The sequence below is a fragment of the Micromonospora zamorensis genome (assembly GCF_900090275.1).
Classification (GTDB): domain Bacteria; phylum Actinomycetota; class Actinomycetes; order Mycobacteriales; family Micromonosporaceae; genus Micromonospora; species Micromonospora zamorensis.
On record NZ_LT607755.1, the window covers coordinates 2,677,225 to 2,697,742 of the forward strand.

The following is a 20,518-nucleotide window of genomic DNA, read 5'->3' on the forward strand; positions in this document are numbered from 1 at the left end:
GTTGATGTCAGGGGAGCGGGGTCGGCTGGGTCGGTTCACCGACGCGGTGCTCGGCGGCGCGCGGGTCGCCCGGGACAAGGCCCGCGAGCTGCGGGACGAGTTTCGCACCAGCGACGAGCCGGAGCGCGCCCTGGTAGCACCGCTGTTGGCCGGGCAGGACCTCCGCTACGTAGGGCTCGGACCGGTGCGCATGTCGCAGACCCACCAGGCCGGTCGGCAGCTCGCCGACGAGGTTGGCGCCGAGTTGACCGATGCGCTCGACCCGAAGGTGCTGTTCGGGCTGCTCAACATCGTCAACCCGGTGGTCTGGGTGGACGCCGTGCTGACGCCGGTGCGGCTGGCCGCGGGCGTACTGCTGCTGCCGGGCAAGGCCGGTGCCATCGCCGCCGGTGTGCCGGAGCTGGCGGCGCCGGAGCCGGGCCTGCCCCAGCAACCCGCCCAACGGGAGCCGATCCCGCTCACCGAGGAGCAGGAGGCGTTTCGGGCGCTGTTCCGGCTCAGCCTGTACCGCCCGCTGGCCGACCAGCTGGCCGAGATCGCCTACCGCCGGCGGTACGTCTTCAGCGGCGACCTCGCCACCCTCGCCGGGAGCCTCCTGCTCTTCCTGGAGCGCTACACGGGTACCCCGCTGGCGGTGACGGACACCCACCTCCACCTACTGCGGATGGGCCCCCGCCCGGACGCCGACCGGCCCGACCGCCGTCAACCGCGGGTGCTGTGGAGTGTGCGCCGCGACCGGGTGGCCCGAGTCGACTCCGAGCGTGGCGCGAGCGGGCTCGTGCAGCTCGCCTCCACCATCGTCTTCGACGACGGCTCGTGGATCCGGCTGACCCAGCCCGCGCTCCGTGACGACCAGTCGCGCTTCCTGACCGCGATCCAGGACCTCCCCGGACAGCGTCCGACGCCGTGACCGGGACGGCGTCGGGCACGGTGCGCTGGCCGACGGGTCTGCCCGTGGCCCGGCGGTCGGGTCAGCCGTCGCGCTCGGGGTAGCCGACCGGCACCGCCGAGACGTCGTCCAGAGCTGTGGTGATCTCCTCGGGCAGTGTGATCCGTTCCACCTGGAGCGCGCCGAGCAGCTGCCCCACGGTCCGGGCGCCGAGGATCGGCGCGGTCACCCCGGGCCGGTCCCGGATCCAGGCCAACGCCACTTCCAGCGGCGACACACCCAGCCCGCCGGCCGCGGTCGCCACCGCCTCCACGATGCTGGAGCAACGGGGGTCCAGGTACGTGGCGACGAACCGCTCGAAGTGCGGCGACGCGGCCCGCGAATCCGCCGGACGGCCGTGCCGGTACTTACCGGTCAGCACTCCCCGGCCCAGCGGCGACCAGGGCAGCACGCCAAGACCGAGCGCGTCGCAGGCGGGCAGCACCTCCCGCTCCACACCCCGCTCCAGCAGCGAGTATTCGACCTGGGACGCGACCACCGGCGCCCGCCCCGGCCAGGCGGTCTGCCAGGCGGCGGCCCGCGCGGTCTGCCACCCGGAGAAGTTCGACACCCCGACGTAGCGGACCTTGCCGCTGGCCACCGCGTGGTCCAAAGCGGCCAGGGTCTCCTCCAGCGGGGTGTCCGGGTCGTACCCGTGCACCTGGAACAGGTCGACGTGGTCGGTGCCCAGCCGCCGCAGGGACGCGTCCAACGTCCGCAGCAGGTGCCCTCGGGAGCCGTCCCGGCGCCGGCCGCTGCCCGGGCGCAACCCGGCCTTGGTGGCGATCAGCAGCTCCTCGCGGGGCACCAGGGAGCCCAGCAGTGAACCGATCACCGACTCGGCGTCGCCGTCGCCGTACACGTCGGCGGTGTCGATCAAGTTGCCGCCCGCGTCCAGGTAACTCTTCAGCTGGGCGGCCGCATCGTCGGCGTCGGTGTCCCGGCCCCAGGTCATGGTGCCGAGCGCGAGCCGGGAAACCGCCAGCCCGCTTCGGCCGAGCGGTCGCTGTTGCATGGGTGAACCTTATTTCGAACCTGCCGTGAGAGATATCCTCGCTCCCGTATCTCTGCCGGTTCTGCCGGTTCCGCCGCCATGGGCTGCCCCGATGGAGGGGGGACCAAAGGTGTCGAGCCGGTGATCGAGTCTGTTATCGGCATTGCGTAACCTGGTGCGACCTGTGCCACGGATGGGGGAGGACCAGTGCGACTCGGGCTCAGTCTCGGATACCAGACGGCGTGGAGCACACCGGCCGACCACCTGGCGTTGGCCCAGGAGGCCGACCGGCTGGGTTACTCGGTGGTGTGGGCGGCGGAGGCCTACGGCTCCGACTCGCCCAGCATGCTCGCCTGGATGGCCGGCCAGACCGAACGGATCGACGTCGGCGCCGCGGTGATGCAGATCCCCGCGCGTACGCCGGCGGCCACCGCCATGACCGCCGCCACCATCGACGCGCTCTCCGGTGGTCGGTTCCGCCTCGGCCTGGGCGTCTCCGGCCCGCAGGTCTCCGAGGGCTGGCACGGTGTGCGGTTCGCCAAGCCACTCGCCCGGACCCGCGAGTTCGTCGACATCGTCAAGCTGGCCATCGCCCGCAAGGAGGTGGCGTACGACGGCGAGCACTACACGCTGCCGCTGCCCGACGGCCCCGGTAAGGCCCTGCGGCTGGGCTTCCACCCGCCACGCGAGCACATTCCGATCTACCTGGCGGCGGTCGGCCCGAAGAACCTGGAGCTGGCCGGCGAGATCGCCGACGGCTGGCTGGCCGTGTTCTATGCCCCGGAGTTCGCCGAGGAGCAGCTCGCCTCGGTCCGCGCCGGGCGGGCCAAGGTCGGCAAGGAGCTGGCCGGGTTCGACGTGGTGCCGTCGGTGCCTGTGGTGATCGGTGACGACGTGGCCTCCTGCGCCGAGCTGGTGCGCTGGTACGCGGCGCTGTACGTGGGTGGCATGGGCAGCCGCCAGCAGAACTTCTACAACCAGCTCGCCACCCGGATGGGTTACGGCGACGCCGCCCGCGAGGTGCAGGACCTGTACCTGGCCAAGCGGCAGCGCGACGCCGCCGCCGCCGTACCGATGGAGTTCATCGACCGCACCTCGCTGCTCGGCCCGAAGGAGCGCATCGCCGAGCGCATGCGGGAGTACGCTGCCGCCGGCGTCACCACGCTGTCGGTGACCCTGTTCGTGGCGGACCGGGACAGCGGGGTGCAGACCCTGCGTACCGTCGCCGAGGCGCTCGACCTCTCCGGAGTTGGCGAGTGACCTGGGTCGAGGCCATCGTCCTGGGCATCGTCCAGGGACTGACCGAGTTCCTCCCGGTCAGCTCGTCGGGGCATCTGCGGATCACCTCGGCGATCTTCTTCGACCGTGATGCCGGCGCGTCGTTCACAGCGGTCACCCAGCTCGGCACCGAAGCGGCCGTGCTGATCTACTTCGCCAAGGACATCTGGCGGATCACCCGGACGTGGCTGGTCGGCATCAGGGACAAGTCGGTGCGTTCCAGCCTCGACTATCGGATGGGCTGGTACGTGATCGTCGGCTCGATCCCCATCGGGCTGTTCGGCTTCCTGTTCAAGGACCAGATCAAGACCGCTGGGCGCAACCTGTGGGTGGTGGCGACCACGCTGATCGTGTTCGCCTTCGTGCTGGCGTTCGCCGAATACTGGGGGCGGCAGACGCGTACCCTGCAGAACTTCCGGATGAAGGACGGCGTGGTGATGGGCTTCGCCCAGGCCATGGCGCTGGTGCCCGGGGTGTCCCGCTCCGGCGGCACGCTCACCGCCGGCCTGTTGCTCAACCTCACCCGGGAGGCCGCGGCACGCTACTCGTTCCTGCTGGCCATCCCGGCGGTGGTGATGTCCGGTGTGTTCAGCCTCGGGGACGTCTTCGAGCCGTCCGCCCCGGGCACGTCCGTGCCCACCGTGGCGCAGACGATCGTGGCCACCGTCATCGCCTTCGCCATCGGCTACGCGGCCATCGCGTGGCTGTTGCGCTACGTCGCCCACCACACCCTGTACGTCTTCGTGCTGTACCGGGTCGCGCTGGGCACCCTGGTCCTGGCTCTGCTGATGACCGGCACGATCAGCGCCACCTGATCCGCCCGCACCTCGGCCCCCGCCCCTCGCAGAGGGGTGGGGGCCTTTCCGTGGCCAAGGCGGGCCGTTTCCGCTGTTCCGCACAACGAGGACTCAGCGGTTCTATTCTCCTGATATCGGGCTGTCTCCCCGGGTGGGATCTGTCGGTGGCTCGCGTCGGAGAGGGCGACCGTGACTGCCAGCGCTGGCCCGAAGCATGGCCGGGGGCGGCCACCGAGACGCAACCTCGTCGCGGTCGTCTCGATCGTCGTGCTCTCCGGTGCGTTCTTCGGCTACGACCAGGGCGTCATCAGCGGTGCGCTCCGCGACATTCGCCAGACCTTCCACGCGGACACCTTCGCCGTCGAGGTGGCGGCGAGCTGGGTGACCCCTGGGGCGCTGGTGGGCGCGCTGCTCGGCGGCCACCTCGCGGACCGGATCGGTCGCCGCGGGGCGCTGTGGGTCGCCGCCGCCACGTTCGCGGTGGGCACGATCCTGCAGGCGACCGCACCGGTGATCGGGGTCATGTTCGGCGCGCGGTTGATCCTGGGGCTGGGCATCGGGGTGGCCTCGGTCGCCGGGCCGATGTACGCGGCGGAGGCCGCGCCGGAACGGATCCGCGGCAGCCTCCTGGCGGTCTACCAGTTCTCCACGACGTTCGCCATCTTCATCGGTTACCTGGCCGACGAGCTGTTCGAGGCCGGCAACTCCTGGCGTTACCTGCTGGTGGCAGCGGCGCTGCTGGGTGTGGCCCTCGCCCTGGTCACCACGGTGATCCCCGACTCGGCCGTCTGGTACTTCGGACGGGGGGACCCGCGCCGGGCGGAGGCGTCCCTGCGGGCGACAGTGCCGGCGCGGAACGTGCCCCAGCGACTGCACGCCATCGAGGAGAGCCTCTCGGCCGGCAAGGCGGGCTGGCGGGAGGTGCTGTCGCCGCAGTGGCGGCGCCCGTTGGCGCTCGGTGTCGGCATGGCGCTGTTCCAGCAACTGACCGGGATCAACGGGATCATCTACTACGCCGACGAGATCTTCTCGTCCGCCGGGTTCCACACCCCGCAAGCGCAACTGGCTGCGACCACCTGGGCGATCGGCGGGGTCGACTCACTCTTCACGCTGGTCGCGGTCGCCTTCCTTGACCGGCTCGGTCGCCGGCCGCTGCTGCTGGTCGGGCTGCTGGGCATGGCGGTCTCGCTCGTGGTGGTCAGCATCAGTTTCGCCAGGATGGCCCCGGCGGCGCGGACGGCGGGAGCGACCGGGCACCATCCCACCGACGCGGGCATCTTCCTGCTGATCGGTGTGGTCATGTTCGTGGCGTTCTACGCGATGTCGATCGGGCCGACCGCCTGGACGGTCATCAACGAGATCTTCCCGGGCCGCATCCGGGGCCGGTGCGTGGCGATCGCCTCCGCCACCCACTGGGGCACCGAGTACCTGATCACGCAGTTCTTTTTGAGCATGCTCGACGCCCTGGGGAGATCGGGAGTGTTCGCCCTCTTCGCCGGCACCTGCGTGCTCGGCTTTCTGTTCGTCTGGCGGTACCTGCCGGAGACCAAGGGCAGGACTCTCGAACAGATCCAGCACATGTGGCAGACCGACGCTCGTGCTCGGCGTCCGCACCGTGTCGATGACCGGTCAGCCGGTACGGCGTGATTCCCGCCTTCTGACCCGCGACGCAGGGGCGAGGCGTACGGTCGATCCGAAGCCGCCCAAAACGGATCAGTAGGACAAAGTAGCTCAATAGGGTCAAGCGTAAGCGCTCACCCTGTGGCGAGTCCTCTCGGCGCAATGGCGGCTCCCGACCGACAGTCGCGAAGGACCAGGACGTGCATCTGACACCAAGGGAATTCGACAAGCTGACGATCCTCTCGATGGCCATCGTCGCCAACGCCCGCAAGGCCAGGGGGATCAAGCTGAACCACCCCGAGGCCGTGGCGGTGATCTGTGCCGCGGCCCTGGAGGGGGCCCGGGAGGGCAAGACCGTCGAAGAGGTCATGAACGAGGCCCGCAGCACCCTCAGCGCCGATGACGTGATGCCGGGCGTGCCGGACATGCTGCCCATGATCCAGGTCGAGGCGGTCTTCACCGACGGTTCTCGACTGGTCACCGTGCACTCACCGATCCGATAGGCGCAGCCAGCCCAGAGGCGATCTCCAGGAAGGTGGAGCAGGAAATGGCCAAGCAACATCCCGGCCCCAACTCGAAGCACGTGCGACCCATCGGGGGCTACGTGCTGAGCGACCAGCCGTTGGAGCTGAACGCGGGGCGGCCGGTCACCGAGGTCGTCGTTCAGAACACCGGCGACCGACCGATCCAGGTCGGCTCACACTTCCACTTCTTCGAGGCCAACCGGATGCTCGCCTTCGATCGTGAGGCGGCCTTCGGGCGTCGGTTGAACATCCCGGCGACGACCTCCATCCGCTTCGAGCCGGGCGACAAGAAGACGGTCGAGCTCATCCCCTTCGGCGGACAGCAGCGCGTGTACGGATTCAACGGCCTGGTGCAGGGGTGGAGCGGCAGCGAGTCGACCCCCAGCTACCGGCCGGACCGCACCGAGGCGATCCACAACGCCAGGACGCGGGGCTTCAAGTTCGCCCCGGAGCAGCAGGACAGCCCCAAGGACAAGAAGAAGTAGATCCGCTATCCCGCAGGGCTGCCAGCCTCGGGCAGGAGAGATGATTCGATGAGCCAGATTTCGCGGCAAGAATATTCCGGAATGTACGGCCCGACGACGGGCGACCAGATCAGGCTCGGGGACACCGACCTGTACATCGAGATCGAGAAGGATCTCCGGGTCCTCGGCGACGAGGTGATGTACGGCGGGGGCAAGACCCTGCGCGACGGCATGGGGGTCAACAACCAGTACACCAACGCGCAGGGTGGCCTGGACCTGGTCATCACGAACGTGACCATCGTCGACGCGACCCTCGGCGTGATCAAGGCCGATGTCGGTGTCAAGGACGGCAAGATCGCCGGCATCGGCAAGGCCGGCAACCCGAACATCATGGACGGCGTCACCCCCGAGCTGGTGACCGGTCCGGGCACCGAGGCCATCTCCGGCGAGCACCTCATCCTGACCGCCGGGGGCATCGACACGCACGTGCACCTGGTGACGCCGCTGCAGGCGTACGCCGCCCTGAGCAACGGCGTCACCACCCTGTGGGGCGGCGGCACCGGCCCGACCGACAGCACCAACGGCGTCACCATCACCCCGGGTCCGTGGAACCTCCACGCGATGATGCGGGCCTTCGAGACCATCCCGATCAACATCGGTCTGATGGCGAAGGGCAACAGCACCGGCCGTGCCCCACTGGTCGAACAGATCATGGCGGGCGCGCCGAGCTTCAAGATCCATGAGGACTGGGGTGCGCCGCCGGCGGTGATCCGGGCCTGCCTGGACGTCGCCGACGAGTTCGACGTCCAGGTCAGCATCCACACCGACACCCTCAACGAGAGCGGCTACCTCGAGGACAGCATCGCCGCGTTCGAGGGCCGGACGATCCACACCTTCCACACCGAGGGCGCCGGTGGCGGGCACGCGCCGGACGTCATCAAGGTCGCCAGCCAGATGAACGTGCTGCCCAGCTCGACCACGCCGACGGTGCCCTACGGCATCAACAGCCAGTCCGAGCTGTACGACATGATCATGGTCTGTCACAACTTCAACCCGCAGGTCCCCTCGGACGTGGCCTTCGTGGAGAGCCGGATCCGGACCGAGACGATCGCGGCCGAGGACGTCCTGCTCGACGAGGGCGTCATCTCGATGATGCAGAGCGACTCGCAGGCCATGGGGCGCGTCGGCGAGACCTGGCTGCGGACCATCCAGCTCGCCGGGCAGATGAAGACCGCCCGCGGCAAGCTCGCCGAGGACTCCAGCGCCAACGACAACTTCCGGGTGCTGCGGTACGTCGCCAAGATGACCATCAACCCGGCCATCACCCAGGGGATCTCGCACGTGCTGGGCTCGGTCACACCGGGCAAGATGGCCGACCTCGTGCTCTGGGAGCCGGCCTTCTTCGGCGCGAAGCCGAAGCTCGTCCTCAAGGGCGGCATGATCGCCTGGTCGATCATGGGTGACCCGAACGCGTCACTGCCGACACCGCAGCCGGTCTACTACCGGCCCTCGTTCGCCGCGTACGGCAGCCAGCTCGCAAAGACCTGCGTGACCTTCGTGTCCCGGGCCGCGCACGAAGCCGGCATCGCCGAGGAGCTCGGCCTCCAACGGCAGGTCATGCCGGTCTACCGGACCCGGGGGCTCACCAAGCGGGACATGGTCCGCAACGACCGGCTTCCCAAGCTCGAGGTCGATCCGGAGACGTTCGCCGTGAAGATGGACGGCGTCCACGCGACGGTGCCGCCGGCCCGGAACCTGCCCCTGAGCCAGCTCTACTTCTTCAGCTGACCCCCGTCGGGACCGTCTCGTACGTGCCTGGTCCCGGCACACCGACCGAAAGGAGAGGCCCGTGCTCGTCGAGACGGTGCTGGGCAACATGAACGAGCCCGACTGGACGCTCCGCCTGAAGGAAGCGCGCATCGACGACCTGGTCCTCGACCAGTGGGACGCCCAGAAGAGCCGCATCCGCAAGGTGACCAGTTCCGGGTCGGAGCTGTCGGTGGCGCTGGCGCGTGGCGTCCGGCTGCGCGACGGCGACGTCCTCGCCTGGGACGACCTGACCGCCACCGCGGTGGTGGCCCGGGTACAGCTGGGCGAGGTGATGGTCGTCCACCTCGACAAGCTGCGCGGCGAGTCAGCCGAGCTGCTCATCCGCTCCGCCGTCGAGCTCGGTCACGCCATCGGCAACCAGCACTGGCCGGCCGTGGTCAAGGGCACGAAGATGTACGTTCCGCTGACAGTGGACCGCAAGGTCATGGACTCGGTGATGCGCACCCACGCCTTCACCGGGATCACCCACGAGTTCGTTCCCGGCACCGAGGTCATCGCGTACCTCGCGCCGCACGAGTCGCGGCGGTTGTTCGGTGGCGCCGACTCGACGCCGCACTCCCACCTCCCCGCCGACCTCAACTGAGCGGGGCCGGACGGTGCGCACCATGGCGGAAACCCTGAAGCTGCTGCAGTTCGGCGACTCGGTCTTCCCGGTCGGCGCCTTCTCCTTCTCCAGCGGTCTGGAGATGGCCGTCCAGCACGGCGTCGTGCACGACCGGGAGACCCTCCAGGACTACGTCCGGACCGTCACCCGGCTCGCCGCCACCGGGGACGGTGTCGCCCTGCTCGCCGGGCACCGTGCCGCCGTCGCGGGAGACCTCGACCGGATCCGGCGCGCCGACGAGGCCGTCCACCTGCGCAAGATCAACGAAGAGATGCGGACGATGTCCGTACGCATGGGGCGCAAGCTGGCGGAGGCCGCGACCCGGATCGTCGGGGAGACCCTGCTCAAGAAGCGGCTCGGCGAGTCGGCGTCGGGCGCGCCGGTCACCTACCCGGTCGCGCTCGGGGTGGTCTTCGCCGACCTCGGGGTGCCCGAGGAGGACGCGTTCGCGGCCCACCAGTACGGCGCCGCCTCGACGGTGCTCAGCGCCGCCATCCGGTTGATGCGGGTCGACCACCTCGACGCGCAGTCGATCCTGTTCGCGGTCAACGAGAAGGTCACCGACGACTACCGCGACGTGCGCACCGCCGACCTCGACGACATGCAGACCTTCGGGCCGCACATCGACGTCCTGGCCGGCGCACACCAGCACATCCACGTGCGGATGTTCATGAGCTGAGGGCTGACCTCCGCGATCCACACGTTTCTGACCCTCAACACGTCTCCCAGAAGGACTGGTCACATCATGAAGTCGGCAAGTCGTATCGGCGTAGGCGGCCCGGTGGGCAGCGGCAAGACCGCGATCATCGAGGCTGTCGTGCCCCGTTTCGTGGACAACGGGCTGCGCGTACTGGTGATCACGAACGACGTCGTCACCACCGAGGACGCGAAACACGTCCGGCGCGCCCTGACCGGGGTCCTCGTCGAGGAACGGATCCTCGGGGTCGAGACCGGCGCCTGCCCGCACACGGCCGTGCGCGAGGACCCGAGCATGAACCTGGCGGCGGTGGAGGACATGGAGTCCCGGTTCCCGGACAGCGACGTGGTGCTGATCGAGAGCGGCGGCGACAACCTCACGCTGACGTTCAGCCCCGCCCTGGTCGACTACTTCATCTACGTCATCGACGTGGCGGCCGGCGACAAGATCCCGCGCAAGAACGGCCCGGGGATCTCCAAGTCCGACATCCTCGTGATCAACAAGACGGACCTCGCCCCCTACGTGGATGCCGACCTCGAGCTCATGGCCCGCGACGCGGACGTGACGCGCAACGGCAAGCCGGTCATGTTCACCAACTGCAAGACGGGTGAGGGCATCGACGAACTCGTCTCGTTGATCCGCCGCAACGCGCTCTTCGACGCCGAAGTGGTCGCATGATCACACTGGACGGTGCGCGGGAACTGGCGCCGTACCAGGACCAACCGGCACAGCTGCCCGCCGCGTCCAACGGCAAGGTCGGCGTGCTGCGCCTCGGGTTCGAACGGCGCGGTGACCAGACGATCCTGCACGACCTCTACCGGCAGTCACCGCTGCTCGTCCAGCGGGCGCTCTACTGGGACGAGGAGATGCCGCAGCTTCCCTGCGTCATGATCCTCACCACCTCCGGCGGTGTGCTCCAGGGCGACCGCCTGCACATGGACGTCGACCTGGCACCGGGCAGCCAGGCGCACCTGGTCACCCAGGCCGCCACCAAGATCCAGGAGATGGACGCGAACTACGGCTCGCAGATCCAGCGCTTCACCCTGGCCGAGGACACCTACCTCGAATACCTCCCGGAGCCCGTGATCCCGTACCGGGGCAGCCGGTTCGTCACCGACACCCGGGTGCGGCTCCCGGAGAGCGCCACCATGCTCTACGGCGAGGTCCTCCAGCCCGGCCGGAAGTACTACCGCGACGGGGAACTCTTCGCCTACGACCTCTTCTCCTCCTCGTTGCGCGCGGAGCGTCCCGACGGCCGGCAGTTGTTCGTGGAGAAGTTCGTGGTGGCTCCCGGGCAGTTCCCGGTGGCGCGGCTCGGCGTCATGGATCGCTTCCACATCTTCGGCAACGTCGTACTCCTCGCCAGCCCGGAGCGGGCCGCCCGCGTCTACGAACGGACCTCGACGCCGGTCTGGGACGAGGAGACGCCGCTGGCCAGCGCCGTCAGTCGACTGCCGAACGACGCGGGCCTCATCTTCAAGGTCCTCGGCCAGGAGACCGAGCCGGTCCGTGCCGCGGTCCGTGCCTTCTGCGTGGCCGCCCGCGAAGAGGTGACCGGCCGGACCTTCCCGCCGGCCTTCAGTTGGCGATGACGGATCCCCAAGGAGAATGCCGTGCCGAGCGTGACCCGCAGCTGGGACAGGCTGAGTGACCACAACCCTCTGATCGGGTTCGTCGACGCCTGCCTGCGCGGGCCGGCACAGGTCGTCCTGCAGAACAACCCGCTCACCGGGCTGCTCGTCCTCGTCGCGATCGCCTGGGGAGCGTTCGAGAACGGGCAACCACGGATCCTCGGGGGAGCGGTCCTCGGTCTCGTCGTCGGCACCGCCACGGCCGTCGCCCTGCGGGTGGACGAGCCCTCCTTGCGCAAGGGACTGTTCGGCTTCAGCCCGCTGCTGACCGGGATCGCCGTCCCGACATTCCTCGACGACCGGCCGTTGATGTGGCTCTACCTGGTGCTCGGAGCGATCGCCACGACAGTTGTCACACTGGCCCTGAACGCGATCTTCAAGACCTGGGGCCTGACCGCGTTCACCATGCCGTTCGTGCTGACCACCTGGGTGCTGCTGCTGGCCGCGTACCAGTTCGACCGGTTCACCGTGCTGACCAACCTGAAGCCGATGTTTCCCGGCGAGGGGCAGTTGACCGGTGGCCGCTTCGACTGGGGCCTGGTCCCCACCTTCCTGCGCGGGGTCTCCCAGATCTATCTGATCAACAGTTGGGTCACCGGCCTGATCATCCTGGTCGCGCTGCTGGTCAACTCCCGCTGGTCGGCGCTCTTCGCGGTGATCGGCGCGGTCGGCGCGACACTGCTGGCGCTCTGGTTCGGCGCCGACGCGGCCTCCCTGGACAAGGGCCTGTTCGGCTTCAACGCGGTGTTGACGGCGATCGCCGTTGGTGCGGTGCTGCACCGTCCCGGAGCGCTGGTGACCCTCTACACCCTCTTCGGAATCGCCCTGACGCTCTTCGTCCAGATGGCCCTGGCGACAGTGCTCACCCCACTGGCCATCCCGGTGCTCACCGGACCCTTCAACATCGCCACCTGGTTGCTGCTGCTGCCCAAACGGCACTTCGCGCCGGTGCCCAACCACGAACGCGCCAAGGAGACCGTCGTCTCGACGGTGAAGCACTCCGTCTGACCGTACCGAGAGGAGAGGTGAGCTTCCGTGCTCGCTCAGGACGCGGTGAACTCGGGCGACACCGCCTGGGTGCTGGTTTGCGCCGGCCTCGTGTTGTTCATGACCCCCGGCCTGGCCGTCTTCTACGGTGGAATGGTCCGCACCCGCAACGTGCTCGCGATGTTGCAGCAGAACATGGTCGCGTTGGGGGTCGTCAGCCTGACCTGGGTGCTGGTCGGCTACACCATCGCCTTCGGAGACGACGCCGGCACCGGCCTCTTCGGCAACCTCGAACTCTTCGGCCTCAACGACCTTCGGGTCCCGCCCGCACCCCACCTGCACGTGGTCACCGGCCAGGTGACCATCCCGACCCTGGCGTTCGTCGCGTACCAGATGATGTTCGCGGTGATCACGCCCGCGCTCGTCACCGGCGCCACCGCGGGCCGGCTGAGGTTCGCCGGCTGGGTCGCGTTCCTGGCGATCTGGTCCATCGTGGTCTACGCGCCGGTCGCGCACTGGCTCTGGCACCCCGACGGCTGGCTGGCCCGGTTCGGCACCCAGGACTGGGCCGGCGGCATGGTGGTCCACGCCTCCGCGGGAGCCGCGGTGCTCGGCACCCTGCTGGTCGTCGGACGCCGCCGTGGTTGGCCCCGCACCGCGTCCCCGCCCAACTCCATCCCGCTGACCATCCTCGGGGCGGGCATCCTCTGGTTCGGATGGTTCGGCTTCAACGGCGGCGACGGACTCCAGGCCAACGGGCTCGCCGCCCAGGCGCTGATCAACACCCATCTCGCGGCCGCCGCCGGCATGCTCGTCTGGCTGGTGGCGGAGCGGCTGAAGGACGGCCACAGCACCGTCGTGGGTGGCGTCTCCGGCGCTGTCGCGGGACTCGCGACGGTCACCCCCGCCGCCGGGTACGTCAACACCCTCTCGGCCATCGCCATCGGAGCGATCGCCGGAATCGTCTGCCACTTCGCGCTGCGGTTGAAGTATCTGCTCCGGCTCGACGACGCGCTGGACGTCCTCGCGGTCCACTTCGTCGGCGGCATGCTCGGCTCGCTGCTGGTCGGCTTCTTCGGCGACAGTGGTGTCAACCCGCTCGGCAAGGACGGTCTCCTCTTCGGCGGCGGCGGGTCCCTGCTCTGGCACCAGATCGTCGGCGTGGTCGCCGTGGTGGCCTTCTCCTTCGTGCTCAGTTGGGCGATCGCCGCCGCCGTGCAGGCCGTCCTCGGGCTCCGTGCCCCCGCCGACGAGCAGGACAACCTCGACCACGCCCAGCAGGACGCCGACGCGTACCACCTGGGCGGTGTTGCGGGCCTCAACGGCACTGGCGCACCGCAGCGTCGACGCGAACCCGGACGGGAACGCGGCGCCGAACGGCCCGCCCGGCCGCTTCAGAACGCCCGGCTGGTCACCGCGACGGTCAATCCGACGCTGCTGCCGACCACCCGGGAGCTACGCGACGCCCTGGTCGGTGCGGGAGCCACCTCGATCGTGCTCTTCGACGCCACGGTCTCCACCGCCGAACCGACTGCCCGTTCGCTGCCCCGGGGCTACTGGCAGGACCAGGACCTCGTGGGCCGCGCCCGGGTCGAGGTCGTGGTGGAACGCGAGGCGGTGTCCGCCGTGCTGGACGTGCTGGGCCGTTACGGTGCCGAGCGCTCGGAGTGCTTCGTGCAGGACGTCCAGCTCGCGACGGACGTCCGCTGAGCTGGCGCACGTCGGCGTGAGCCTCGGTCACCTCTTCGACCGGCGGGAACGGAGCAGGAACGACACGGTGGACAGGGCGAGCGTTCCCCAGGCCGGCACCCAGCGTGGTTGTTGCTGCGCCAGCGTTCCGATGCCACCCCCGGTGGCGTAGCAGAGCAGTGCCAGGAGCCCGAGGAAGGTGCCCTGGCGGGCCTGCTTCCGGCGGGTGTCCGGTCCGGCGAGCCAACGCCCGACGCGTTCGCCGATCTTCGCCACCGTGCCCGACTGGTAGGTGATGTGGGTGGTGATCCCGGCACTGCGGACGAACAGGGTCGCCAGCGCACCCATGGCGAAGCCACCCGCGGCGGCCAGCGCGATCCGCGGCGGCCCGCCCTGCCGGCCGTGGTGGAGCAGGACGTTGAGCACCGCCCAGAGTGCCAGCGTGGCCACGGTGCAGGCGAGTCCCCGCAAGGACGGCGACCACGGGCTCCGTGCCGCGCGTACCTGTGAGACCACGCCCGTCCCGGCGGCGAACGCGATCAGTGAGGCCGCGGACTCGGGCCAGGCGGCGTGTCGTCCGGCCAGGCCGATGCCCAGGAGGACGGCGTTGCCCGACTGGTTGGCGACGAACGCGCCGTAGCGCAGGAAGGCGAACGCGTCCACGAAGCCGGCGATGCCGGTGGTGAGGGCGAGGACCAGGAGCGGGCGCCGAAACTCCCCGTACACGTCCTGCGGGTCCGAGATGGCCGAGGGCCGCGCGGGTGCCGGGTCTCCCATCGCCTTTCACACCCTCCGGACAGAGGAACCGGACAACCCTGGCATTCGGTATTTTACCGCCAAGGCCGCGGCTCGATCCGTTTCCCGTCCGATCCCACCGGGCGACGCGGACACGGGCAGGCCGGAGGGCGATGCTGCCGGTCGGGCGCAGGTCATAGGGTGGTCCCCGTGGCGACCCTTCTGCTTCTGCGACACGGCCGGACGACCGCGAACGCCGACGGCGGCCTGGCCGGCCGCCAGCCGGTCGAGCTGGACGAGACGGGCCGGGCCCAGGCGGCCGCGGTCGGCGAGCGACTGCGGTCGGTGCCGCTCGCCGCAGTGGTGACCAGCCCGCTCATCCGGTGCCGGCAGACCCTGGAGCTCGCGCTGCCCGACGCCGACCCGCTCGTGGAGGAGGGCTTGATCGAGTGCGGCTACGGAGCCTGGGAGGGACAGCCACTGAAGAAGCTGGCGAAGGAGCCGCTCTGGCCGGTGGTCCAGCAGCACCCCAGCGCCGTGGTCTTCCCGCAGGGTGAGGCGATGGCGGCGATGGCCGCACGGGCGGTCGCGGCGGTGCGCGCATGGGATGCGCGGATCACCTCCGAGCACGGCCCGGAGGCGGTCTGGCTGGCGTGCAGCCACGGCGACGTGATCAAGGCGATCGTGGCCGACGCGCTCGGCGTACACCTAGATCTTTTTCAGCGGATCGTGGCCGACCCGGCGTCGGTGACGGCGATCCGGTATACGACGCTGCGGCCGTTCCTGCTGCGGCTCAACGACACCGGGGGCGACCTGGCCGCACTGGCGCCGCCGCCACGCAAGCGCCGCCGGGCGGCGCGGGCGGCGACGAGCGCGGCCGACTCCGACGCCCCGGTGGGCGGCGGCGCGGGGGCCGGCCGGTGAGGCGGAGTGCGCCACGCCCGGGTGCAAGGGCCGGTGCGCCGGGCGTGGCGGGGACCACGGTGATTCGGGTCGGTGGGGTGCGCGGTGCCATGGCGGGCCGGATAGGGTCGTGGGTATGACCCACCAGGTGCACGCCTTCGAACCGCCGGAGCGGTTCGTCGCCGGGACTGTCGGGCCGCCGGGGGAGCGCACGTTCTTCCTGCAGGCTCGCGGCGGCGGCCGGCTGGTCAGCGTCGCGCTGGAGAAGGTCCAGGTGTCCCTGCTCGCCGAGAAGCTGGAGGAGCTGCTCACCGAGGCACAACGTCGCTTCGGGGTGGATCTGCCCGAGCTGGCGCCGGTGATCGGCGACAACGAGCCACTGGACACTCCGGTCGACGAGGAGTTCCGGGTCGGGACCCTCGGGCTGGCCTTCGACGTGGACACCGCGACCGTGGTGATCGAGGCGATCGCCGCGGGCGAGGTGGAGCCCGAGGTCGAGCTGGGCGACGAGGACGACGAGGACGAAGACGACGACGAGGACGAAGAGCCGGACGAGGACCTGGACCGGCTCCGGGTCCGGCTCACCCCGCAGGCGACCCGCCAGTTCATCGAGCGGGCCCGGCGAGTGGTCAACGCGGGCCGGCCGCCGTGCCCGCTCTGCGGCCAACCGTTGGACCCCGCCGGGCACCTGTGCCCGCGGCACAACGGTTATCACCGGTGACCTCGTCCGGCCTCCAGCCTCGCCAGGACGGCGACGCCGCGCTGCGGCTGCTGCGTGACGGCGTGCTCGACCTGGAAGGTCGGCTGGTCGACGCGTCCAACACGACCCTGCGCGGCATCCTGACCCTGGAGGGGGTCACCGCCCGCTGCGTCTACAAACCGGTCCGGGGCGAGCGCCCACTGTGGGACTTCCCCGACGGCACCCTGGCCGGCCGGGAGGTCTCGGCATACCTGGTCTCCCGGGCGACCGGCTGGGACCTGGTGCCGCCCACCGTGCTGCGCGACGGCCCGTTCGGCCCCGGCTCCTGCCAGCTGTGGATCGACGAGCCGGAGGACGCCGAGCCGCTGGTCGGGTTCCTGCCGGCCGGTGAGCTGCCGCCACGCTGGTTCCCGATCGCCGCGGCCCGCGACGACGACGGCGCCGCGTACGCCCTCGCGCACGCCGACGATCCCCGGCTGGCCCGCCTCGCGGTGCTCGACGCGGTAATCAACAACGCGGACCGCAAGGGCGCTCACGTGCTGGTCGGTGCCGACGACCGGATCTACGGCGTGGACCACGGGGTGAGCTTCCACGTGGAGGACAAGCTGCGTACGGTGCTCTGGGGTTGGGCCGGCAAGCAGCTGCCCGCGGACGCCGTGGAGATGCTCGACGGGCTCGCCGGGCAGCTCGCCGGCGCGCTCGGCGCGGAGTTGGCCGACCACCTCACCATCAGTGAGGTGACCGAGGTGGCCTCCCGGATCGACCGGTTGCGCGAGACCGGCCGCTTCCCGCAGCCACCGGAGGACTGGCCGGCGATCCCCTGGCCACCCATGTGACCCGTTGTCATCTTGATCACCCGTGAGGCGCTCCGACCTCGTCGTCGGGCTGGCTAGGCTGATCCCATGGAGTCTTGGGCGGGACACGAGGTGCCACGGCTGCCGGGCAGGGGCGAGCCGTTGGCGCTGTACGACTCGGCGCGGCAGGGTGTCCACCCGAGCGAACCGGCCGACTCGGGGAGCATGTACGTCTGCGGCATCACCCCGTACGACGCCACCCACCTCGGCCACGCCGCCACCATGATCACGTTTGACCTGGTGCAGCGGATGTGGCGGGACGCCGGCCGCCCGGTGCGCTACGTGCAGAACGTCACCGACATCGACGACCCGCTGCTGGAGCGGGCCGCCCGCGACGGCGAGGACTGGGTGGTCCTGGCGATGCGGGAGACGGCGCTGTTCCGCGAGGACATGGAGGCGCTGCGGATCATCCCGCCGGAGCACTACGTGGGCGCTGTCGAGTCCATCCCGGACATCGCCGACAAGGTCGAGGTGCTGGTCAAGGACGGCGCCGCGTACCGCCTCGACGACGGCACCGGCGACGTCTACTTCGACATCTCCGCCACGGGCCGGTTCGGCTACGAGTCGAACCTGACCCGCGAGCAGATGCTGGAGATCTTCCCGGAGCGCGGCGGTGACCCCGACCGCGCCGGCAAGCGCGACCCACTGGACCCACTGCTGTGGCGTGGCGCCCGCGAGGGGGAGCCGTCCTGGCCGGGCGGGGAGCTGGGCCCGGGCCGCCCGGGATGGCACATCGAGTGCGCGGTCATCGCGCTGAACCTGCTCGGCGACCGGATCGACGTCCAGGGCGGCGGCAACGACCTGCTGTTCCCGCACCACGAGGCGTCCGCCGCGCACGCCGAGCGGCTCACCGGTCAGGCACCGTTCGCCGAGCACTACGTGCACGCCGGGATGATCGGCCTGGACGGCGAGAAGATGTCCAAGTCCCGCGGCAACCTGGTCTTCGTGTCCCGGCTGCGCGCCGACAAGGTCGACCCGATGGCGGTCCGCCTGGCGTTGATCTCCGGGCACTACCGCAGCGACCGCACCTGGACCGACGAGCTGCTCACGACCGCCAAGGAGCGCCTGGACCGTTGGCGGCGGGCCGCCGCCGCGCCGGCCGGGCCGTCCGGGGCGGAGCTGCTGGCCGGCGTACGCGAGCGCCTGGCCGACGACCTCGACACCCCCGGTGCCCTGGCGGTCGCCGACCGCTGGGCCGAGGCGACCCTCGCCGGCGCCACGGATGACGCCGAAGCGCCCGCCCTCTTCGCGAACACGGTGGACGCCCTCCTGGGCATCCGCCTCTGACACCTCTCCCGGCAGACGGCACGCGTGCCGCAGCGCCGCGCGCCTCGCCGCGGCGGTCGTGATCGACTCGGCTTTCAGGAAGTCGCGGTGTCCGGGCCGGTGTGATGCCCCGATTTCCTGCAACCCGAGTCGGTCACCGGGATGGGCGCGGATCGCGCGGGGCGGGGGCGGGACGGGGTCAGCCCAGGACCAGGCCGGGGTCGGGCTCCGGGTCGGGGGTCGGGGCAGGGATCTTGTATTCCTCGGTGAGGGTCGTCATCGGGCCGGGCCAGGTGGCCTGGGCCACCTCGATCGGCTTGTGGTGCGTGTCGTACGCGACGTGCAGCAGGTGCAGCACCGGGGTGTCCGGCCGGATCTGGAGCGTCTCGGCCTCCTCCCGGCTGGGCTGGCGGGCGCTGATCGTGTCGGTGGCGGAGACGTACCGCCGCCCGGTGGCTTCCTCCGCCTCCTGATAGAGGGGGCGGCCGAAGGCCTCGGTGCGCTCCAGCGAGGTGCCGGCGGTGTCGCGGGGCAGGAACCAGGACGCGCCGACCTCGACGGGGGAGTCGTCGGTGCGGACGAGGTGTCGCCGGCAGAGCAGGTTGGTGCCGTCGGGCACCCCGAACGCGTCGGCGACCTCGGCGGGGGCGGGGGAGTGGCCGACGGAGACGAGTTGTTGGCGGTACCGGGCGGCCAGGTCGGTGTGGTAGCCGCGGAAGCCGCCGTACCGCCCTCGGGAGAGTCGGTTGAGTCGGCGGCGGGTGCCCCGGACGTACGTACCGGAGCCGGGTTTGGTGATCAGGATGCCCTCGACCCGCAGCTGGTCGACGGCGCGTTGCACGGTCTGCTTGGCGACGCCGAACATCTCGGCGATGGCCGGGATGGACGGCAGTCGCTCGCCGGGTCCCCAGTCGCCGCGGCGGACCTGGGCCTTGAGCTGCGTGGCAATCTGTCGGTGCGGGAACTCGGCGGCCCCGGGATTGATCTGCATACCCGCCTCCTTGATCACGTCTAGGTTCCTAGGATGCCCTAGCGGGTGTGACGGCGCCACCCCGGACACGCCAAAAAACGGGCCCTCGGACCAGAGAAGGTCCGAGGGCCCGCAGTGAACAGTTGGCTACCAGGAGCCGGCGGTCGGGCCGGCTGAACCGCCCCGTCGGCGCAGGTACTTCTCGAACTCCTGGGCGATCTCGTCGCCGGTCAACGGGGTGATGCCCTCGTCGCCGACCCGTTCCTCCAGCTCACGGACGTATTCGCCCAGCTCGGCGTCCTGCTCGGCGGCGCTGCGCACCCGCTGCTCCCACTCGGCGGACTCCTCGGCCAGGTCGGCCATCGGCACCGGCAGGTCGACGACCTCCTCGACCCGGTGCAGCAGGGCGAGGGTGGCCTTGGGGCACGGCGGGTTGTTGGCGTAGTGCGGCACGTGCACCCAGAACGACACGGCGTCGACCTCGGCGCGGGTGCAGGCGTCGTGCAGCACACCGACGATGCCGGTCGGCCCGTCGTAGCGGGTGGGGGTGAGCTGGTAGCGCTCGGCGGCCTGCGCGTCGGACGCACTGCCGCTGATCGGCAGCGGCCGGGTGTAGGGAACATCGGCCAGCAGCGCGCCGAGCAGCACCACCCGTTCCACCTCGAGGCTGTGGCAGATCTCCAGCACCTGCTCGCAGAACGTCCGCCAGCGCATGCTCGGCTCGATGCCGCGGATCAGCACCACGTCGCGGTCGGTGCCCTCCGGGCTGGCCACCATGAACCGGGTCGTCGGCCACTCCACGCGGCGGGTCTCCCCGTCGGCCATGGTGATGGTGGGCCGGCTGACCTGGAAGTCGTAGAAGTCCTCCGGATCCAACTCGGCGATCTGCCGCGCGTTCCAGACCTGTTCCAGGTGCTCGACGGCCGCGGTGGACGCGTCGGCGGCATCGTTCCAGCCCTCGAAGGCGGCGATGGCCACCGGGGACCGCAGCACCGGCAGTCCGTCGAACTCGGTCACGCCGTCACCTCACCCTGCTCGTCGCGGTCG

Annotated in this window: 21 protein-coding genes; 17 read left to right on the forward strand and 4 right to left on the reverse strand. The window is 70.4% G+C overall.

The window, feature by feature from the left end; all coding sequences use genetic code 11:
• Nucleotides 1–4: 4 nt before the first annotated feature.
• Nucleotides 5–910, forward strand: coding sequence for a hypothetical protein (locus GA0070619_RS33795; RefSeq protein WP_088948053.1), 906 nt, complete (start codon nucleotides 5–7; stop codon nucleotides 908–910).
• A gap of 61 nt (nucleotides 911–971) precedes the next feature.
• On the opposite strand, the gene GA0070619_RS11510 is transcribed toward GA0070619_RS33795, so the two are convergent.
• Complete coding sequence (locus GA0070619_RS11510) at nucleotides 972–1,943, reverse strand: aldo/keto reductase (RefSeq protein ID WP_088948054.1); 972 nt, start codon at nucleotides 1,941–1,943, stop codon at nucleotides 972–974.
• 186 nt (nucleotides 1,944–2,129) lie between these two features.
• On the opposite strand from GA0070619_RS11510, the gene GA0070619_RS11515 reads away from it, so the two are divergent.
• From GA0070619_RS11515 to GA0070619_RS11570, 12 genes are all read left to right on the forward strand, one after another.
• A complete protein-coding gene (locus GA0070619_RS11515) occupies nucleotides 2,130–3,182 on the forward strand; it encodes an LLM class F420-dependent oxidoreductase (RefSeq protein WP_030332780.1) in 1,053 nt (350 codons plus the stop codon).
• On the forward strand, nucleotides 3,179–4,015 hold the full coding sequence (locus GA0070619_RS11520) for an undecaprenyl-diphosphate phosphatase (protein WP_088948055.1): 837 nt from the start codon (nucleotides 3,179–3,181) through the stop codon (nucleotides 4,013–4,015). Before GA0070619_RS11515 ends, GA0070619_RS11520 begins: the two co-directional genes overlap by 4 nt.
• A gap of 171 nt (nucleotides 4,016–4,186) precedes the next feature.
• The gene (locus GA0070619_RS11525; protein ID WP_088948056.1) at nucleotides 4,187–5,644 is read left to right on the forward strand and encodes a sugar porter family MFS transporter; all 1,458 of its coding nucleotides are present in this window, start codon (nucleotides 4,187–4,189) and stop codon (nucleotides 5,642–5,644) included.
• 173 nt (nucleotides 5,645–5,817) lie between these two features.
• On the forward strand, nucleotides 5,818–6,120 hold the full coding sequence (locus GA0070619_RS11530) for an urease subunit gamma (RefSeq protein WP_088948057.1): 303 nt from the start codon (nucleotides 5,818–5,820) through the stop codon (nucleotides 6,118–6,120).
• A gap of 44 nt (nucleotides 6,121–6,164) precedes the next feature.
• Nucleotides 6,165–6,626: an urease subunit beta gene (locus tag GA0070619_RS11535; protein WP_088948058.1), complete on the forward strand. Its 462-nt coding sequence runs from the start codon at nucleotides 6,165–6,167 to the stop codon at nucleotides 6,624–6,626.
• A gap of 48 nt (nucleotides 6,627–6,674) precedes the next feature.
• The gene (locus tag GA0070619_RS11540; RefSeq protein ID WP_088948059.1) at nucleotides 6,675–8,393 is read left to right on the forward strand and encodes an urease subunit alpha; all 1,719 of its coding nucleotides are present in this window, start codon (nucleotides 6,675–6,677) and stop codon (nucleotides 8,391–8,393) included.
• A gap of 61 nt (nucleotides 8,394–8,454) precedes the next feature.
• A complete protein-coding gene (locus GA0070619_RS11545) occupies nucleotides 8,455–9,018 on the forward strand; it encodes an urease accessory protein UreE (protein ID WP_088948060.1) in 564 nt (187 codons plus the stop codon).
• A 22-nt stretch (nucleotides 9,019–9,040) separates the two neighbouring features.
• Complete coding sequence (locus GA0070619_RS11550) at nucleotides 9,041–9,718, forward strand: urease accessory protein UreF (RefSeq protein WP_231927378.1); 678 nt, start codon at nucleotides 9,041–9,043, stop codon at nucleotides 9,716–9,718.
• 66 nt (nucleotides 9,719–9,784) lie between these two features.
• On the forward strand, nucleotides 9,785–10,414 hold the full coding sequence (ureG, locus tag GA0070619_RS11555; RefSeq protein WP_088948062.1) for an urease accessory protein UreG: 630 nt from the start codon (nucleotides 9,785–9,787) through the stop codon (nucleotides 10,412–10,414).
• Nucleotides 10,411–11,328: an urease accessory protein UreD gene (locus GA0070619_RS11560; RefSeq protein WP_088948063.1), complete on the forward strand. Its 918-nt coding sequence runs from the start codon at nucleotides 10,411–10,413 to the stop codon at nucleotides 11,326–11,328. Before ureG ends, GA0070619_RS11560 begins: the two co-directional genes overlap by 4 nt.
• 21 nt (nucleotides 11,329–11,349) lie before the next feature.
• Nucleotides 11,350–12,375, forward strand: coding sequence for an urea transporter (yut, locus tag GA0070619_RS11565; RefSeq protein ID WP_088948064.1), 1,026 nt, complete (start codon nucleotides 11,350–11,352; stop codon nucleotides 12,373–12,375).
• A 27-nt stretch (nucleotides 12,376–12,402) separates the two neighbouring features.
• Nucleotides 12,403–14,064, forward strand: coding sequence for an ammonium transporter (locus GA0070619_RS11570; RefSeq protein ID WP_231927379.1), 1,662 nt, complete (start codon nucleotides 12,403–12,405; stop codon nucleotides 14,062–14,064).
• A 27-nt stretch (nucleotides 14,065–14,091) separates the two neighbouring features.
• Here GA0070619_RS11570 and GA0070619_RS11575 read toward each other — a convergent pair whose 3' ends face one another.
• On the reverse strand, nucleotides 14,092–14,820 hold the full coding sequence (locus GA0070619_RS11575; RefSeq protein WP_088948065.1) for a YoaK family protein: 729 nt from the start codon (nucleotides 14,818–14,820) through the stop codon (nucleotides 14,092–14,094).
• A gap of 159 nt (nucleotides 14,821–14,979) precedes the next feature.
• Between GA0070619_RS11575 and GA0070619_RS11580 the strand changes: the two genes are divergently transcribed.
• The 4 genes from GA0070619_RS11580 (at nucleotide 14,980) to mshC (ending at nucleotide 18,522) form a co-directional block, all read left to right on the forward strand.
• Nucleotides 14,980–15,702 carry an MSMEG_4193 family putative phosphomutase gene (locus tag GA0070619_RS11580; RefSeq protein ID WP_088948066.1) on the forward strand — a complete coding sequence of 241 codons (723 nt, stop codon included), beginning with the start codon at nucleotides 14,980–14,982 and terminating at the stop codon, nucleotides 15,700–15,702.
• Nucleotides 15,703–15,817: 115 nt separating this feature from the next.
• Nucleotides 15,818–16,402 carry a DUF3090 domain-containing protein gene (locus tag GA0070619_RS11585; protein ID WP_088948067.1) on the forward strand — a complete coding sequence of 195 codons (585 nt, stop codon included), beginning with the start codon at nucleotides 15,818–15,820 and terminating at the stop codon, nucleotides 16,400–16,402.
• A complete protein-coding gene (locus GA0070619_RS11590; protein WP_088948068.1) occupies nucleotides 16,399–17,217 on the forward strand; it encodes an SCO1664 family protein in 819 nt (272 codons plus the stop codon). The genes GA0070619_RS11585 and GA0070619_RS11590 overlap by 4 nt, the downstream gene beginning before the upstream one ends.
• Before the next feature lie 66 nt (nucleotides 17,218–17,283).
• Entirely contained in the window at nucleotides 17,284–18,522 is a 1,239-nt protein-coding gene (gene mshC, locus GA0070619_RS11595; RefSeq protein ID WP_088948069.1) for a cysteine--1-D-myo-inosityl 2-amino-2-deoxy-alpha-D-glucopyranoside ligase, read from the forward strand.
• Nucleotides 18,523–18,700: 178 nt separating this feature from the next.
• On the opposite strand, the gene GA0070619_RS11600 is transcribed toward mshC, so the two are convergent.
• Both GA0070619_RS11600 and GA0070619_RS11605 read right to left on the reverse strand, forming a co-directional pair.
• Entirely contained in the window at nucleotides 18,701–19,492 is a 792-nt protein-coding gene (locus tag GA0070619_RS11600) for a GntR family transcriptional regulator (protein WP_088948070.1), read from the reverse strand.
• A 126-nt stretch (nucleotides 19,493–19,618) separates the two neighbouring features.
• Complete coding sequence (locus GA0070619_RS11605; protein ID WP_030332815.1) at nucleotides 19,619–20,488, reverse strand: PAC2 family protein; 870 nt, start codon at nucleotides 20,486–20,488, stop codon at nucleotides 19,619–19,621.
• Nucleotides 20,489–20,518 lie beyond the last annotated feature (30 nt).